General features: G+C 73.2%; 13 protein-coding genes. 9 read left to right on the plus strand and 4 right to left on the minus strand.

Annotated features, from left to right (window positions below; all coding sequences use genetic code 11):
* The gene (gene gabT / locus G011_RS0108110; protein ID WP_019608038.1) at positions 1 to 1,338 is read left to right on the plus strand and encodes a 4-aminobutyrate--2-oxoglutarate transaminase; all 1,338 of its coding nucleotides are present in this window, start codon (positions 1 to 3) and stop codon (positions 1,336 to 1,338) included.
* 159 nt (positions 1,339 to 1,497) lie between these two features.
* On the opposite strand, the gene G011_RS0108115 is transcribed toward gabT, so the two are convergent.
* Positions 1,498 to 2,424 carry a LysR family transcriptional regulator gene (locus G011_RS0108115; protein ID WP_019608039.1) on the minus strand — a complete coding sequence of 309 codons (927 nt, stop codon included), beginning with the start codon at positions 2,422 to 2,424 and terminating at the stop codon, positions 1,498 to 1,500.
* 119 nt (positions 2,425 to 2,543) lie between these two features.
* Here G011_RS0108115 and G011_RS0108120 point away from each other — a divergent pair, with 119 nt between their 5' ends.
* Genes G011_RS0108120 through G011_RS0108130 form a run of 3 tightly spaced genes read left to right on the plus strand, consistent with a single transcriptional unit; the run spans position 2,544 to position 5,594 of the window.
* A complete protein-coding gene (locus G011_RS0108120; RefSeq protein ID WP_019608040.1) occupies positions 2,544 to 3,908 on the plus strand; it encodes a CitMHS family transporter in 1,365 nt (454 codons plus the stop codon).
* 31 nt (positions 3,909 to 3,939) lie between these two features.
* Positions 3,940 to 5,271, plus strand: coding sequence for an acyclic terpene utilization AtuA family protein (locus G011_RS0108125; protein WP_019608041.1), 1,332 nt, complete (start codon positions 3,940 to 3,942; stop codon positions 5,269 to 5,271).
* Positions 5,268 to 5,594: a hypothetical protein gene (locus tag G011_RS0108130; protein WP_019608042.1), complete on the plus strand. Its 327-nt coding sequence runs from the start codon at positions 5,268 to 5,270 to the stop codon at positions 5,592 to 5,594. Before G011_RS0108125 ends, G011_RS0108130 begins: the two co-directional genes overlap by 4 nt.
* Before the next feature lie 14 nt (positions 5,595 to 5,608).
* Here the strand turns inward: G011_RS0108130 and G011_RS0108135 are convergent, their stop codons facing one another.
* Positions 5,609 to 7,213 carry a PucR family transcriptional regulator gene (locus G011_RS0108135; RefSeq protein ID WP_026338125.1) on the minus strand — a complete coding sequence of 535 codons (1,605 nt, stop codon included), beginning with the start codon at positions 7,211 to 7,213 and terminating at the stop codon, positions 5,609 to 5,611.
* 198 nt (positions 7,214 to 7,411) lie between these two features.
* Between G011_RS0108135 and G011_RS0108140 the strand changes: the two genes are divergently transcribed.
* Positions 7,412 to 8,698 carry an aspartate aminotransferase family protein gene (locus G011_RS0108140; protein WP_019608044.1) on the plus strand — a complete coding sequence of 429 codons (1,287 nt, stop codon included), beginning with the start codon at positions 7,412 to 7,414 and terminating at the stop codon, positions 8,696 to 8,698.
* Positions 8,699 to 8,882: 184 nt separating this feature from the next.
* Positions 8,883 to 10,391 (plus strand): CoA-acylating methylmalonate-semialdehyde dehydrogenase, encoded by a 1,509-nt coding sequence (locus tag G011_RS0108145; RefSeq protein ID WP_019608045.1) that lies wholly within the window; start codon positions 8,883 to 8,885, stop codon positions 10,389 to 10,391.
* A gap of 241 nt (positions 10,392 to 10,632) precedes the next feature.
* Here the strand turns inward: G011_RS0108145 and G011_RS0108150 are convergent, their stop codons facing one another.
* On the minus strand, positions 10,633 to 10,875 hold the full coding sequence (locus tag G011_RS0108150) for a hypothetical protein (RefSeq protein WP_013154676.1): 243 nt from the start codon (positions 10,873 to 10,875) through the stop codon (positions 10,633 to 10,635).
* 239 nt (positions 10,876 to 11,114) lie between these two features.
* Positions 11,115 to 11,930: a carbon-nitrogen hydrolase family protein gene (locus G011_RS0108155; RefSeq protein WP_019608046.1), complete on the minus strand. Its 816-nt coding sequence runs from the start codon at positions 11,928 to 11,930 to the stop codon at positions 11,115 to 11,117.
* A 112-nt stretch (positions 11,931 to 12,042) separates the two neighbouring features.
* Between G011_RS0108155 and G011_RS0108160 the strand changes: the two genes are divergently transcribed.
* The 3 genes from G011_RS0108160 to G011_RS0108170 are packed head-to-tail and all read left to right on the plus strand — an operon-like array spanning position 12,043 to position 15,295.
* Positions 12,043 to 12,717 carry a TetR/AcrR family transcriptional regulator gene (locus tag G011_RS0108160; protein ID WP_019608047.1) on the plus strand — a complete coding sequence of 225 codons (675 nt, stop codon included), beginning with the start codon at positions 12,043 to 12,045 and terminating at the stop codon, positions 12,715 to 12,717.
* A gap of 53 nt (positions 12,718 to 12,770) precedes the next feature.
* The gene (locus tag G011_RS0108165; protein ID WP_019608048.1) at positions 12,771 to 13,700 is read left to right on the plus strand and encodes an ABC transporter ATP-binding protein; all 930 of its coding nucleotides are present in this window, start codon (positions 12,771 to 12,773) and stop codon (positions 13,698 to 13,700) included.
* Positions 13,697 to 15,295, plus strand: coding sequence for an ABC transporter permease (locus tag G011_RS0108170; RefSeq protein ID WP_019608049.1), 1,599 nt, complete (start codon positions 13,697 to 13,699; stop codon positions 15,293 to 15,295). The genes G011_RS0108165 and G011_RS0108170 overlap by 4 nt, the downstream gene beginning before the upstream one ends.
* Positions 15,296 to 15,346 lie beyond the last annotated feature (51 nt).

Raw genomic sequence — 15,346 nt, forward strand, 5'->3', positions numbered from 1 at the left:
ATGGCAGCGACCGAGGTCGCCCAGTCCCGCCGGATCGTCACCGAGATCCCCGGCCCCAAGTCCCGCGCGATCCAGGAGCGCCGCCGTTCGGCCGTCGCCCAGGGCGTGGGCAGCGTCCTGCCGGTCTACGTCGAGCGCGCGGGCGGCGGCATCGTCGAGGACGTCGACGGCAACGCGCTGATCGACTTCGGCTCCGGCATCGCCGTGACCAACGTCGGCAACGCCGACCCGCGCGTGGTGGAGCGCGCCGCCGAGCAGCTCGGCCGGTTCACGCACACCTGCTTCATGGTCAACCCGTACGAGGCGTACGTGGACGTGTGCGAGGCGCTCAACCGGATCACGCCGGGCGACCACGAGAAGCGCTCGATCCTGCTCAACTCGGGCGCCGAGGCGGTCGAGAACGCGGTGAAGATCGCCCGCAGCGCGACCGGCCGCCAGGCGGTCGTGGTGTTCGACCACGCCTACCACGGCCGCACCAACCTCACCATGGGGCTGACCGCCAAGAACATGCCCTACAAGCAGGGCTTCGGGCCGTTCGCCGGTGAGATCCACCGGATGCCGATGGCCTACCCGTACCGCTGGCCGACGGGCCCGGACAACTGCGGCCCCGAGGCGGCGGCCATGGTGATCGAGCAGATCACCAAGCAGATCGGCGCCCAGAACGTGGCGGCCGTGGTGATCGAGCCGATCCAGGGCGAGGGCGGCTTCATCGAGCCCGCCCCCGGCTTCCTGCCCGCGGTGGTGGAGTTCTGCCGCGCCAACGGCATCGTGTTCGTCGCCGACGAGGTGCAGACCGGCTTCGCCCGCACCGGCCACATGTTCGCCAGCGAGCACGAGGGCGTGGTCCCGGACCTGATCACGACCGCCAAGGGCATCGCGGGCGGCCTGCCGCTGGCCGCGGTGACCGGCCGCGCCGAGCTGATGGACGCCGTGCACGGCGGCGGCCTGGGCGGCACCTACGGCGGCAACCCGGCCGCGTGCGCCGCCGCGCTGGCCGCCCTGTCGGCGATCGAGTCCGACGGCCTGGTGGAGCGCGCACGTGAGATCGGCGAGCTGATGCTGGGCCGCCTGCGCGAGCTGGCCGCCAAGTACGAGGTCATCGGCGACGTGCGCGGACGCGGCGCGATGATCGCGATCGAGCTGGTCCAGGACGCCGACCGCACGCCCGCCCCCGAGGCGCTGGCCAAGGTCCTGTCCTACTGCCACTCCCGCGGCCTGGTCCTGCTGAGCGCGGGCACCTACGGCAACGTGATCCGCATGCTGCCGCCGCTGGTGATCGGCGACGAGCTGCTGCACGAGGGCCTGGACATCCTGGAGGAGGCCTTCGCCCAGCTGTAGTCCCCCGTGCGGCGGAGGCGGCGGGCGGCGCGGGAAGCGCTGCCCGCCGCCTCCGCCGCCCCGGGCCCCGCTCCGTGGCCCGGGGCGGCGCGGTCGCGTCAGTGCGTCCGCCGTGATCCCGCACGCGACACCGTCGGCGCGCCTCCCGCTCCGGCCCCGTCAGTGCGTCCAGGCCACGTCCCGCGGCAGCGGGTGGTCCTCGGCGCGCATCTCCTCCAGCAGTGCGAGGAAACCCGCCGCGACCGGCCCCGGCCTGCGGTCCCGGCGCGTGAGCACGCTCAGCCCGCGGTCCACGACCGGGTCGGTCAGGGGCACGCGCACGTGGTCGGCGAAGCTCATCAGCACTCCGACCAGGGCCGGGAGCGCGGTGACGCCGATCCCCGCGGACACCAGGCCGCCGATGGTCGAGACGCTGCCCGCCCGCACGATCCGTTCGGGCACCACGCCCGCGCGCTCGAAGGCGGCGTCCGCGCCCGCGCGGACGCTGGAGTCGCCGCCGGTGGCCAGGAAGGCCTCCCCCGCCAGATCGGCCCAGGTCAGCACGGACCGCTCCGCGAAGGGGTGCCCCATCGGCACGACCGCGAAGTAGCGGTCCCGCAGGAGCGGCCGCGACACCAGCTCCCCTGGCACCCGGCCCGCGGCCACCAGCGCCAGGTCGCACTCCCCCGCCTGGAGCCGTTCCACGGCCGCCTCCGACATCCCGTCCAGGACGTGGACGTCGGCCTCGGGCGTGCGCGACCTGAGCCGGGAGATCACCGAGGGCAGCAGGGCGGCCGCCACCGAGGGCAGCGTCGCCACCGCGACGGTGCCGCGCTCGCCGCGCAGGAAGCGCTCCAGCCCGTTCATCTCCGAGCGGTGCGCCTCCAGCAGGCGTTCGGCCACGGCCAGCAGCTCGGCCCCCTCCGGGGTGCACTCCACCCTGCGGGTGGTCCGCTCCAGGAGGCGGACCCCCAGGGTGCGCTCCAGCCCGAGCACCGTCCTGCTCAGCGAGGGCTGCGCGACGCGCAGTTCACGGGAGGCGCGCGTGAAACTCCCGTACCTGGCCACCGCGGCGTAGGCGGACAACTGCCTCAGGCTCAGATCCATGCCTCCAGAGCATAGATCCAGAGGAAACTGATGTTGGACACGGGGAGAACCCCGCGAAACCATGTCGGCATGTGTCCCCCGTCACTTCCCCCCGTGAGGGTGTCCGAGGAGCGTGCCAGATGCTGACCGCCATGGGTTTCGCCACGATCGCCGTGGTGCTCCTGCTGCTGTTGTCCAACCGGGTGGGCGCGGTGGTCGCGCTCGTCGGCGTCCCGGTGGCTTCCGCCTTCGCACTGGGCTTCGGCCCCGGCGAGGTGGCCTCCTTCGTCGGCGAGGGCATCGGCGGCGTGGCCTCCACGACCGCGATGTTCGTGTTCGCCATCCTCTACTTCGGGGTGATGCGTGACGCGGGGCTGTTCGCGCCGATCATCCGCCGCGTGCTCGGGTTCGCCGGGAACACTCCGGTGACCGTGGCGGTCGCGACGGTGGTGCTCGCGATGGTCGCCCACCTGGACGGCGCGGGCGCCACCACCTTCCTCATCACCATCCCGGCGATGCTCCCGCTCTACGACGCCCTGGGCATGCGCAGGGTGGTCCTGGCCGCGCTGGTCGGACTCGGCGCGGGGATCATGAACATGGTCCCGTGGGGCGGGCCCACCGCCCGGGCCGCCACCGTCCTCGGCGTTCCGGCCAACGAACTGTGGGCCCCGCTGATCCCGGCCCAACTGGCGGGCATGGCCGCCTGCGTCGCCGTCGCCTGGTACCTCGGCCACCGCGAGCGCGTGCGGCTGGCGGCGGCCGACCCCCTGCCTTCCCCGATGCCCGTCGGGAGCGGCCGCCCGGGCGGGGCCGCCGGAGAGGGCGGGACCGAGCCGCTCGCCGCGGGCGGGCAGGAGCCCGACGCCGACCTGCTGCGCCCACGCCTGTACTGGGTGAACGCCGCGCTGACCGTCGCCGCCGTCCTCGCCCTGGTCTTCGGGCTGCTCTCCCCCGAACTCGTCTTCATGCTGGCCCTGGTCGTGGCGCTCGTCGTCAACTACCCGGGGATGAAGGCCCAGACCGACCGCGTCAACGCCCACGCCTCCGGGGCGATCCTCATGGCCAGCACCCTGCTCGCCGCGGGCGTGTTCCTGGGCGTCATGGACAACAGCGGCATGATCGAGGCGATGGGGCAGGCCATGACCGGCGCCATGCCCGGTTTCCTCGGTCCCGGGATGGCCGCGATCGTCGGTGTCCTGGGCGTTCCCATGAGCCTGCTCTTCGGCCCCGACGCCTACTACTTCGCCGTCATGCCGGTGCTGACCGCCGTGGGCGAGGGCTTCGGCGTCGCCGCCGCCGACATCGCCCAGGCCTCGATCATCGGCCAGGAGACCGTCGGCTTCCCGATCAGCCCGCTGACCGGCTCCTTCTACCTGCTGGTCGGCCTGGCCGGGGTGCCCATCGGCTCCCACATCCGCTTCCTGCTGCCGTGGGCCTGGTTGGTCAGCCTGGTCGTCCTCGCGGTCGCCCTCGCCAGCGGGGTCGTCCCGCTCTGGGTCGGCTGACCGCCCGTCCACACCGTTCGAAGGAGTCAGTGTGCCCAGCAGAGCCCGGATCGGGTGCGGCGCCGGTTTCGCCGGCGACCGCCTCCAACCCGCCGTCGACCTCGTGGAGGGAGGCGACCTCGACACCCTGGTACTGGAGTGCCTGGGAGAGCGCACCGTGTCCCTGGCCTCGCTCCGGGAGGCCAGCGGGTCGGGCCCCGGCTACGACCCGACCCTGCGGCGGCGCCTGGAACTCCTGCTCGAACCGCTGCACCGGCACGGCACCCGCCTGGTCACCAACGCCGGGGCGGCCGCCCCCGTGGCGGCGGCGCGCATGGCCCGCGCCACAGCCCGGGAGCTGGGGCTGCCGACCCTGGTCGCCGCGGTCTCCGGGGACGACGTGCTCCACCTGCTGGACCCGTCCGCGCCCTGCTGGGAGGACGGGCTGCCGCTGGAGGCGCACGGCGAGATCGTCTCCGCCAACGCCTACGTCGGCGCCGACTCCCTGACGCCCGCGCTGGAGGGCGGAGCCGACGTGGTGATCGCGGGCCGGGCGGCCGACCCCTCTCTGTTCCTCGCGCCCCTGGCCCACCGCCTGGGCTGGGACCCCGGCGACGCGGACGCGATGGCCGCCGGGACCCTGGTGGGCCACCTGCTGGAGTGCGCGGGCCAGGTCAGCGGCGGCTACTTCGCCGACCCGGGCCGCAAGGAGGTCCCCGGCCTGGCCCGCCTCGGCTACCCCCTGGCCGAGGTGGAGCGGGACGGTTCGGCGGTGGTCACCAAACTGCCGGGGACCGGCGGCCGGGTGGACCGGCTCACGGTCACCGAACAGCTCACCTACGAGGTCACCGACCCCCGGGCCTACGTCACGCCGGACTCGGTGCTCGACATGACCGGGGTGCGGCTGGCCGAGAGCGGACCGAACCGGGTGCTGGTCACCGGGGCCCGTGGGCTGCCCCGGCCCGGAGAGCTGAAGGTCAGCGTCGGGTACCGGGCGGGTTTCCGGGGCGAGGGCGAGATCTCCTACGCCGGTCCGGGCGCGCTGGCGCGGGCCCGGCTGGCAGGCGAGGTGGTGCGCGAGCGCCTGGGCGGGAAGGTCTCCCGGCTGCGCGCCGACGTCGTGGGCGTGGACGCGCTGCACGGCTCCGGCGGGGGCGGCCGGGACGAGCCCTTCGAGTGCCGGCTACGGGTGGCCGCCCTCGGCTCCGGCCGCGCGGACGCCGAGGCGGTCGCCGAAGAGGTGGGCGCCCTCTACACGTCGGGGCCCGCCGGAGGGGGCGGTCTCAGGACCTCCGTCCACGAGGTCGTGGGCGTGCTGTCGACCACCGTCGACCGGGAGGCCGTGCGCACCCGGGTCGACTTCTTCGGAGAGGGGGAGCGGTGAGCACCGTGCTCCGCGACGTCGCCCACGCCCGGGCCGGGGACAAGGGCAACCTCAACACGATCGCCGTCATCGCCTACGAACCGGAGTGGTACCCGGTGCTGTGCGCCGAGCTGACGCCCGACCGGGTCGCCCGCGCGCTGGGCGGGCGCGTGCGCGGGCCGGTCACCGTCCACCGGATGGACAACGTGTGCGCGCTGGTCCTGGTGTGCCCGCGCGCGGGAGAGGACACCGTGACCACGTCGCTGTACCTGGACGCCCACGGCAAGAGCCTGGCCTCGGTCCTGCTGGGGTTGGAGCTGGAGGGGGCGCCCGGGGCGCGCTGACCGCGGGCGCCGGATCAGCGCTCGTCGCGGACCGAGTCCAGCGACAGCAGCGCCACGTGCAGGGACAGGCAGGTCTCCACCGAGTCCAGATCCGCGTCCAGGACGTGGGCGACCCGCCGCAGCCGGTCGTAGAACGCCGGGCGGGACAGGTGCGCCCGCCCGGCGGCGAGCGCCTTGTTGCGGCCCGCGCCCAGGTAGTGGCGGAGCATGTCGGTCAGGTCGCCGCCGTGCCGCGCGTCGTGGTCCAGCAGCGGCCCCAGCTCGCGCTCGACGTAGGTCTGGAGCCGCTCGTCGTCGCGGAACAGGTGGAGCAGGCCGCGCAGGTGCAGGTCGGGCAGCCGGTAGAAGGGGCGCTGGTCGTTCTGGCGGATGGCCACGTCGCCGACCTGGCGCGCCTCCAGGAAGGAGCGCCGCACCTCCCGGACGCCGTCCGCGGAGGAGCCCACGGCCAGCACGGCGCCGCCGCCCACGGCGGTGCGGATGCGGTCGGCGAGCAGGTGCAGGGTCGGGTCCAGGCGCTGGCGGCCCGGCAGCGCGAGCAGGATGCCCACGCGCAGGTCGTCGAGCGAGCCCACCAGGGCGGGCAGTCGCAGCTCGCGGCAGGCGCGCGCGGCGCCCTCGGCGGTGTCGGACAGGCGCGCCTGGGCGGCCAGCCCGGTCCCGCTCTCGCGCAGGCGCAGCACGAGCCCCACCAGTTCGCGGCCGTTGAGCGGCACGCCCACGGCGCGGGCCCGAACCAGCGCCTCCTCCGGGTCGGAGTAGGCCCGGTCGATGATGCCCGCGATGATCGTGCGGTGCGTCTGCCGCTCCAGGCTCTCCTGGTGGCGCTCCAGCAGCCTGACCAGCGCGAGGGTGGTGGCGGCGCGTTCGATGAGCATGCTCTGGCGCGGGGTGGGGTTGGCCCCGACGACGAGGATCAGACGCCCCCAGTCCTGGCCGCGCGCCCCGACCGTGGTGACCAGCCAGCCGTTGGCGGGCGTGTGGACGGTGCGCGAGCCCGAGCGCGCCGCGCGCGAGCGGCTCTCCCAGGAGGTGAGCAGGGTTTCGGGCTCCTCGCCGTTGAGGTCGCAGGCCAGCACCTGGTGGGTGAGGTTCTCCAGGACCACGGGGCAGCCGGAGAGCTGGGCGACCTCGTGCAGGATGCGTCCGGTGTCGGCGCCCTCCACGGAGAGCTGGGTGAAGACCGAGTGCAGCTTCTCCGACTCGCGCAGCTCCTCCAGCTGTTCGTTGACCACCCGGACGTGCACGGCCTCGGTGATCTCCACGAAGCGGGCGTCGCGGTCGAGCAGGACCACCGGCACGCCCGCCTCGCGCGCGGCGTCGAGGAAGGCGGGCGGGAGCTCGGCGTGGTACTTGCGTCCCAGTTCGACCGCGATGCCGCTGACCCCGGCCGCGGCGAGGTCGTCGATGTAGCGGCGCAGCGCCTCGGGATCGTCGGGCATGGCGATGCCGGTGCTGAGGACCAGCTCGCCGCCGCGGAGCAGGTGGGCGAGGTCGGTGACCTCGGCGATGTGCACCCAGCGCACGGCCACGTCCAGCCGGTCCGGGCACGCCACGACCCGGGGGCGGGCGCGCTGGAGGGCGGGCAGCTGGAGGACCTCGGCAAGGGTGGGAAGCACGGCTTCCATCCTAGGAGGCGGGCACGGGACGCAGTGTCAGACATCCGGCCGCCGGCCTTACACGGTGTATCGCGCCGCCGGCGCCCGGCCCGGGGACGGAGGCCGGGCACGGAGGGACGTACGCGTCGTCGGCCCGGCCGACATCTTGTCACCATGCTGGTCCTGGCCAAGTCCGGTGCTCGGGGCGAGACTGGGGGCATGTCGGAACTTCTCTCACGCCACCGCGCGGTCATGCCCTCCTGGCTTCCCCTGTACTACGAGTCCCCGCTGGAGATCACCGGCGGCAAGGGCGCCCGTGTCACGGACGCCGACGGCAACACCTACCTGGACTTCTTCACCGGCATCGTGACCAACATGCTCGGCTACGACGTGGCGGAGGTGCGCGAGGCCGTCGAGCGCCAGATCGCCAGGGGGGTCGTGCACACCTCCACCCTCTACCTCATCCGCAGCCAGGTGGAGCTGGCGGAGAAGATCGCCCGCCTGTCGGGCATCCCGGACGCGAAGGTGTTCTTCACCAACTCCGGCACCGAGGCCAACGAGACCGCCCTGCTGCTGGCCACGTACGCGCGCGGCAGCGACGAGGTGCTGGCGATGCGCGGCAGCTACCACGGGCGCTCGTTCGGCACGGTGGCCGTGACCGGCAACCGGGCGTGGAAGAACTCCTCCCTGTCACCGCTGAACGTGCACTACCTGCACGGCACCGACCACGCGGCCCCGGCCTTCCGGGGGATGACCGACCGGGAGTACGTCGAGGCGTGCGTGGCCGACCTGCGCGACGTGCTGGACACCACGGCGCCGAACGTGGCGTGCCTGATCGCCGAGCCCGTGCAGGGCGTGGGCGGGTTCGCGATGCCGCCGGACGGCCTGTACGCCGCCTACAAGGAGGTGCTGGACGAGCACGGCATCCTGTTCGTGTCCGACGAGGTGCAGACCGGCTGGGGGCGCACGGGCACGAGCTTCTTCGGCATCGGCAACCACGGGGTGGTCCCGGACGCCATGACCTTCGCCAAGGGGCTGGGCAACGGGTTCGCCGTGGGCGGTGTGGTGGCGCGCGGCGACCTGATGGACCGGCTGGGCGCGCTGGGCGTGGCCACGTTCGGCGGCAACCCGGTGTCGATGGCGGCGGCGGGGGCGACCCTGGACTACGTGCTGGAGCACGACCTCCAGGGCAACGCGCGGCGGCAGGGCGCGCTGATCCTGGAGGGGCTCAGAGCGCTGACCTCGCTGCCGAGCGTGCGCGACGTGCGCGGCAAGGGGCTGATGTTCGCCGTGGAGATGATGGACCCCGCCACCGGCGCGCCGTCCTCACCCCTGGCCGGGCGCGTGCTGGAGGCCACCCGTGAGCGCGGCCTGCTGGTGGGCAAGGGCGGCATGCACGGCAACGTGCTGCGGATGGCGCCGCCGATGACGCTGTCGCAGGAGGAGGCGGTGGAGGGCCGCGACGTGCTGCTGGACGCGGTGCGCACGGTGGACGCCGGGGCCTGAGGGAGGGCCGACCGGGCCCGGGGGTCGCCGCGCACGGCCGCGGAGGCGGACAGCACGCATGGCCGCGGAGGCGGGCAGCGCGACGCTGGCGGCCCCCGGGGACCCCCTGTATCAAGCAAACCGCGCCGGGGCGCGGCGCACCAGCCCCGACCGCACGCCTGTGGACAAGGAAGAGAGCGGCAGCATGAGCAAGCACGTCACCCACTGGATCGGCGGGTCCGCCCACGAGGGGCCGGCCCGGCGTACGGGGGACATCTACGACCCGGCGTCCGGACGGGTCACCGGCGCGGTCGACCTCGCCGGACGGCAGGAGGTCGACGCGGCGGTGACGGCCGCGCGGGAGGCCTTCCCGGGGTGGCGCGACACCCCGCTGTCCCGGCGGGTGCAGGTCCTGTTCCGCTTCCGCGAGCTGCTCAGCACCAGCGCCGACCGGTTGGCGGAGCTGATCAGCGCCGAGCACGGCAAGGTCCTCTCCGACGCCCGGGGCGAGGTGGCCCGCGGCCTGGAGGTGGTCGACTTCGCCTGCGGCATCCCGCACCTGCTCAAGGGCGGCTACTCCGAGAACGTGTCCACGGGCGTGGACGCCTACTCGATCCTCCAGCCTCTCGGCGTGGTCGCCGGGATCACGCCGTTCAACTTCCCGGCGATGGTGCCGATGTGGATGTTCCCGGTGGCCCTGGCCTGCGGCAACGCGTTCGTGCTCAAGCCCAGCGAGAAGGACCCCTCCGCATCGGTGCTGCTGGCCGGGCTGTGGGCCGAGGCGGGGCTGCCCGAGGGCGTGTTCAACGTGGTGCACGGCGACAAGGAGGCGGTGGACGCCCTCCTGGAGCACCCGGACGTGGCGGCGGTCAGCTTCGTGGGCTCCACCCCGATCGCGCGGTACGTCTACCGGACCGCCGCCGAGCACGGCAAGCGCGTGCAGGCCCTGGGCGGGGCCAAGAACCACATGGTGGTGCTGCCCGACGCCGACCTGGACCTGGCCGCGGACGCGGCGGTCTCGGCCGGGTTCGGCTCGGCGGGCGAGCGGTGCATGGCCATCTCCGCGGTGGCCGTGGTGGACTCGGTGGCCGACGAGCTGGTGGAGCGGATCCGCGAGCGGGTGGCGCGCCTGCGCGTGGGCCCCGGCGACGACGAGCGCAGCGAGATGGGGCCGCTGGTCACCAGGGAGCACCGCGACAGGGTGGCCTCCTACCTGGAGTCGGGGGTGCGCGAGGGCGCGACCCTGGCGGTCGACGGCCGTGCGCACCCGGTGTCGGGCGGGAGCCCGGACGGGTTCTGGCTGGGACCGTCGCTGCTGGACCACGTCGGCCCCGAGATGTCGTGCTACCGGGACGAGATCTTCGGCCCGGTGCTGAGCGTGGTGCGCGTGGGCGGCTACGACGAGGCGGTCAAGCTCGTCAACGCCAGCCCCTACGGCAACGGCACGGCGGTCTTCACCAACGACGGGGGCGCCGCCCGGCGGTTCCAGAACGAGGTCGAGGTCGGCATGGTGGGGATCAACGTCCCCATCCCGGTGCCGATGGCCTACTACTCCTTCGGCGGCTGGAAGCAGTCCCTGTTCGGCGACTCACACGCGCACGGCACGGAGGGTGTCCACTTCTACACCCGCACCAAGGCGGTCACCGCCCGGTGGGTCGACCCGGGCCAGCGGCCCGAAGGAGGCGTCGACCTGGGGTTCCCTACCAACGGTTGACTCGGTTTCCGCGAAAATACCGGATGGATCTGCCTCACTGTCGGTCGGCGGTGAACGACACAGAGTATCGTTGTCACCAGACGCCCCTCACGGGGCGTGGTCGGCGCCGGCAGCCGACGCACGAACCATCCGGGAAGGGCGCGCTCATTTCCCCTCCTCCCCAATGGAAGCGGGCGCGCCAACGGAAGCGCTCCGGGTCCGCCTCTCCCCCTGGACCCGGAGCGCGACCGTCTGCGCACCGCTAGCGCACCGCGAACAGCCGCTCCTCGGCGGCCACCCGGGGCTCCGCGCCGACGAGGTCGGCGCACTCCTCACAACCGAACACCGCACTCCCGTCCGGGAGCTCACCGAGCACCCGGCGGGGCCGGGGCCACTTGGTGTGGCAGACGACGCAGGCATCCCCCATGCACTGCGCCCAGCTCAGCGAGTCCGGATCGTAGACCTCGACGTCGATCGTGGGCCGCGTATCTGGTTCGCACATCATGCTCGTTCCGCGCAATGTCCTTGCTCCCCCCGTGGTTTAGGACAGTCTGGCGGGCCGATAGTTACCGGCTCTTTATTGAATCAGAAGCTTTGGGCACCTGGAATGGTTCGGACCGATCTACATCACACCATGCACGGGAATCATAACCCTAAGTGATGATGCCTGGGAAGACCCTGTCTTGCCGGATGGTATTCATCTGTTTTGTCCGGTTAGCTGTGGGGCGGTAGTGATCCGGGACCTCAGTCCTCGGCCCGCACAGAGACCGAAAAACGGCGCAGGGAGAGTGCCGGATTGAGCTCCCGCACCTCCTGCACCCGGGAGGCCGAAACCCCGGCCGAGGCGACCGCGAAGGTCTGCTCACCCAGCGCCGCGAGCGGTGTCCCCATGGGATCGACCACCATGCTGTTGCCCGCGCCCGCGGGCGCCGCCTGCCCGGAGGCGGCCACGTACACGGTGTTCTCGATGGCGCGCGCCCGGGCCAGGGTCCGCCAGTGCTCCTCCTTCAGCGGGCCGGGAACCCACTGCGCGGCCAGCAGCACCACGTGCGCACCGGCCTCGGCGATACGCCGCGTCACCTCGGGAAAGCGCAGGTCGTAGCAGGTCTGCAGACCGAACACCACGCCGTCCACGGTGAAGGTCTCGGGCTCCTCGATCGGGCCGGGGCGCAACACGTCCGACTCCCGGGCCCCGAAGGCGTCGTACAGGTGGATCTTGCGGTAGTGCGCGACCCGCTCACCCCGCGGCGACAGCGCCACCAGCGTGTTGGTGAAGTGGGTGGCGTCGGCGCCGCCCTCGGCCTCGCCGACTCCCAGCACCAGGTGAACGCCCTCCCGCCGGGCGGTGTCGGCCGCCTCGGAGACGAAGGGGCCGTCCAGGGGCTCGGCCGCCGCCACGTAGCGCTGGTCGACGCGGCCCGCGGTGAACATCGTGTACTCGGGGAACAGGACCACCTCGGCCCCGTCCGCCGCGGCGCGGGCGGTCAGCTCCGCCACCGAGCGCTGGTTGCGCGCCTTGTCCTGACCGGGGGCGAACTGGGCGACCGCGACCTGCACCATCGAACCTCTCCTCGTCGGCGTGGGGCGCCCGGGGCGCCGTGCACCGAGTGTACGGCCACTCCCGCGGCCATCCCCTTGCCAGAAGGCTAAACAAGCGTTTAATGTATTGAACATGAGTTCAACCGACCGTCCGGACCGGCCCGACGGGGAGTCCGACCTCACGGCGCGCGCCAGGATCCGCGACGCGGCGATCGCGTGCTTCGGCCAGCGCGGGTTCGGCGTGAGCGTGCGGGCGATCGCCGAACAGGCCGGGGTCTCCCCCGGGCTGGTGATCCACCACTTCGGCTCCAAGGACAAGCTCCGGCGGGCCTGCGACGACCACGTCACCGCGGCCGTCAACGAGGTCAAGACGGACACGGTCACCAGCCACGACGGGCAGACCTTCCTCCACCAGCTCGCGACGATGGAGCAGTACGCCCCGCTCCTGGCCTACGTCGTCCGCTCCATGCAGGCCGGGGGCCCGCTCGCGGCCGCGCTCTTCGAGCGCATGGTGGCCGACATCGAGGTCTACCTCGCCGCGGGCGAGGCCGAGGGCACCATCCGCCCGAGCCGGGACCCGGCCCGGCGCGCCCGCTACCTGGCCGCCAACTCCCTCGGATCGCTGCTGCTGTTCCTCACGCTGGGGCGCTTCGAGGAGGAGGTCGACTTCGCCCGGGTCGCGCGCGAGTGGTCGCGGGAGTACATGCTCCCGACCCTGGAGCTGTACACCGAGGGTCTGCTCACCGAGCGCACGATCCTCGACGCCTACCTCGCGTACGTCGGCGATCCGCCCGAGGAACCCCGCTGACCGCCCCGAACCCCCGTCCCCGACCCCCACCACGCACGGAGGGAACGACGACCATGACACCAACCGCCATCGAGGTCCGCGGCGTCGACAAGCGCTTCGGCCGCTTCCAGGCCCTGGACAAGCTGGACCTGACCGTCCGCACGGGCCAGGTCGCGGGCTTCCTCGGACCCAACGGCTCCGGGAAGTCCACCACCATCCGCGTCCTGCTCGGCCTGCTCAGGGCCGACGCCGGAACGGTCAGCCTGCTCGGCGGCGACCCCTGGCGGGACGCCGTCGCCCTGCACCGGCGCCTGGCCTACGTGCCCGGCGACGTCACCCTGTGGCCCAACCTGACCGGAGGGCAGGCGATCGACCTGCTCGGGCGGCTGCGCGGCGGACTCGACCCCGCGCGCCGCCGGGAGCTGCTGGCCCGCTTCGAACTGGACCCGACCAAGAAGGCGCGCGCCTACTCCAAGGGCAACCGGCAGAAGGTCGCCCTGGTCGCCGCCCTGGCCTCCGACGCCGAGCTGCTCATCCTCGACGAGCCCACCTCCGGCCTGGACCCGCTCATGGAGGCCGTGTTCACCGAGTGCGTACTGGAGGCCAAGGCCCGGGGCCGCACCGTGCTGCTCTCCAGCCACATCCTCTCCGAGGTGGAGAAGCTGTGCGACACCGTCACCATCATCCGCAGGGGGCGCGCGGTGGAGTCGGGCACCCTGGACGACCTGCGCCACCTGACCCGCTCCGCCGTGCGCGCCACCGTCACCGGGGACGCGCGGGCCCTGGAGGGCGCCGAAGGGGTGCACAACCTGCGGCTCGACGGCGACACCGTCGCCTTTGACGTGGACAACACCCGCATGGGCGCCGTCATGGGCACGCTCACCGGCCTCGGGATCCTCTCCCTAGTGAGCAACCCGCCCTCGCTGGAGGAGCTGTTCCTGCGCCACTACGGCGACGAGCTGGCCGCGCGCGGAGCCGACCGGAACGGGGGGACGGCGGTATGAACGCGTTCACCGGCACCGGCGCCCTCATCCGGTTCGTCCTGCGCCGCGACCGCCTCCGGCTGACCGTCTGGACCCTGGCCCTGGTCGGCACCGTCGTCGCGACCGTTCCCACGCTCGACGACATGTTCTCCACCGACGCCCAGCGCCAGGCCCGGGCGGCTCTCATGGAGACCCCGACCGGCGTCGTCTTCGGCGGCCCCGGATACGGGCTGGACGACTACCAGCTCGGCCCGATGGTGGTAAACGAGCTGACCATGAGCGTGCTCATCGCTCTGGCGGTCATGAGCGCCCTGCACGTGGTCCGGCACACCCGCGCCGAGGAGGAGAGCGGACGCGCCGAACTGCTGCGCGCCAGCGTCCTGGGCACGAGCGCCCAGATGACCGCCGCGCTGGTGACCATCTCGGTCGTCAACCTGCTCATCGGCGGCCTGACCGCGCTGGCCATGACGGGCAACGGCCTGGCGGTCGCCGACTCCGCGGCCTACGGGCTGGGGCTGGCCCTGGCGGGGGTCTCCTTCGGCGCCGTCGCCGCCGTGTGCGCGCAGGCCACCGAGCACGGGCGCGCCGCCGCGGGCCTGGCCTTCCTGGTCACCGGCGTGCTGTTCCTGTCCCGGGTCGTCGGCGACATGGCCGAGGAGGGCGGCAACGCGCTGTCCTGGCTGTCGCCGTTCGCCTGGGTCCAGCAGACACGCGTGTTCGACGACCTGCGCTGGTGGCCGCTGGCGCTGTACGCGGTCCTCGTGGCGGTGCTCTTCGCGCTGGCCTACGCCCTGGCGGACCGGCGCGACCTCGGCGCCGGCCTGGTCCCCTCCCGGCCCGGTCCGGCCGGTGCGGGCGGGCTGCTCAACGGCGTGTTCGCCCTGCACCTGCACCAGCAGCGCGGGGCGATCCTCGCCTGGACGGCCGCGGTCTTCCTCTTCGCCCTCGCGTTCGGCTCGCTGGCCACGGAGGTGGAGGGGATGCTGGAGGAGAACCCCGACCTGCTGGCCGTCCTCGGCGACTCCGCCGACGACGTCACCGGGGGCTTCCTCGGCACCATGAGCGGTTACGTGCTGATGGCCGCGTCGGCCTACGCCGTCATGTCCGTGCTGCGGGCGCGGGGCGAGGAGACCTCCGGGCACGCCGAGCTGACCCTGTCCGCGGCCGTCGGCAGGGTGCGCTGGTTCGGCGGCGCCCTGCTGGTCAGCGTGCTGTCCTCGGCGGTGATCGTGGTGGCGGGCGGCGTCGGCATGGGCCTGAGCGCGTCCGCGGCTCTGGAGGACCCCTCCTGGACGTGGACGATGACCGAGGCCGCCCTGGCCCAGCTGCCGGTGGCCCTGCTGTTCGCCGCTCTGACCGCGCTGCTGGTGGGAACGGCCCCGCGCCTGACCCCGCTGGTGTGGGCGTGGCTGGGCTACAGCCTCCTCGTCTCGCTGCTCGGACCGATGCTGGGCCTGGACGACCGGCTGCTGGACCTGAGCGCGTTCGGGCTGCTGCCCCAACTGCCCGCCGACGAGTTCGACGCCGTCCCGGTGGCCGTCGCGCTGGGGGCGGCGCTCGCGGCCAACGCGGTCGCCCTGGCGGGCTTTCGCCGCCGGGACCTGGCCGGCGTCTGACGGAGACGCGGTCCGGGGCACCGCCGAGCCGGGGACCGGTTGGGCGGCGCC

This window comes from Nocardiopsis sp. CNS-639, from assembly GCF_000381685.1.
GTDB lineage: Bacteria > Actinomycetota > Actinomycetes > Streptosporangiales > Streptosporangiaceae > Nocardiopsis > Nocardiopsis dassonvillei.

Coding starts and splice junctions, on each gene's coding strand:
- gabT (WP_019608038.1), top strand. CDS start 1: ATGGCAGCGACCGAGGTCGCCCAGTCCCGCCGGATCGTCACCGAGATC.
- G011_RS0108115 (WP_019608039.1), bottom strand. CDS start 2,424: ATGGATCTGAGCCTGAGGCAGTTGTCCGCCTACGCCGCGGTGGCCAGG.
- G011_RS0108120 (WP_019608040.1), top strand. CDS start 2,544: ATGCTGACCGCCATGGGTTTCGCCACGATCGCCGTGGTGCTCCTGCTG.
- G011_RS0108140 (WP_019608044.1), top strand. CDS start 7,412: ATGTCGGAACTTCTCTCACGCCACCGCGCGGTCATGCCCTCCTGGCTT.
- G011_RS0108145 (WP_019608045.1), top strand. CDS start 8,883: ATGAGCAAGCACGTCACCCACTGGATCGGCGGGTCCGCCCACGAGGGG.
- G011_RS0108150 (WP_013154676.1), bottom strand. CDS start 10,875: ATGATGTGCGAACCAGATACGCGGCCCACGATCGACGTCGAGGTCTAC.
- G011_RS0108155 (WP_019608046.1), bottom strand. CDS start 11,930: ATGGTGCAGGTCGCGGTCGCCCAGTTCGCCCCCGGTCAGGACAAGGCG.
- G011_RS0108160 (WP_019608047.1), top strand. CDS start 12,043: ATGAGTTCAACCGACCGTCCGGACCGGCCCGACGGGGAGTCCGACCTC.
- G011_RS0108165 (WP_019608048.1), top strand. CDS start 12,771: ATGACACCAACCGCCATCGAGGTCCGCGGCGTCGACAAGCGCTTCGGC.
- G011_RS0108170 (WP_019608049.1), top strand. CDS start 13,697: ATGAACGCGTTCACCGGCACCGGCGCCCTCATCCGGTTCGTCCTGCGC.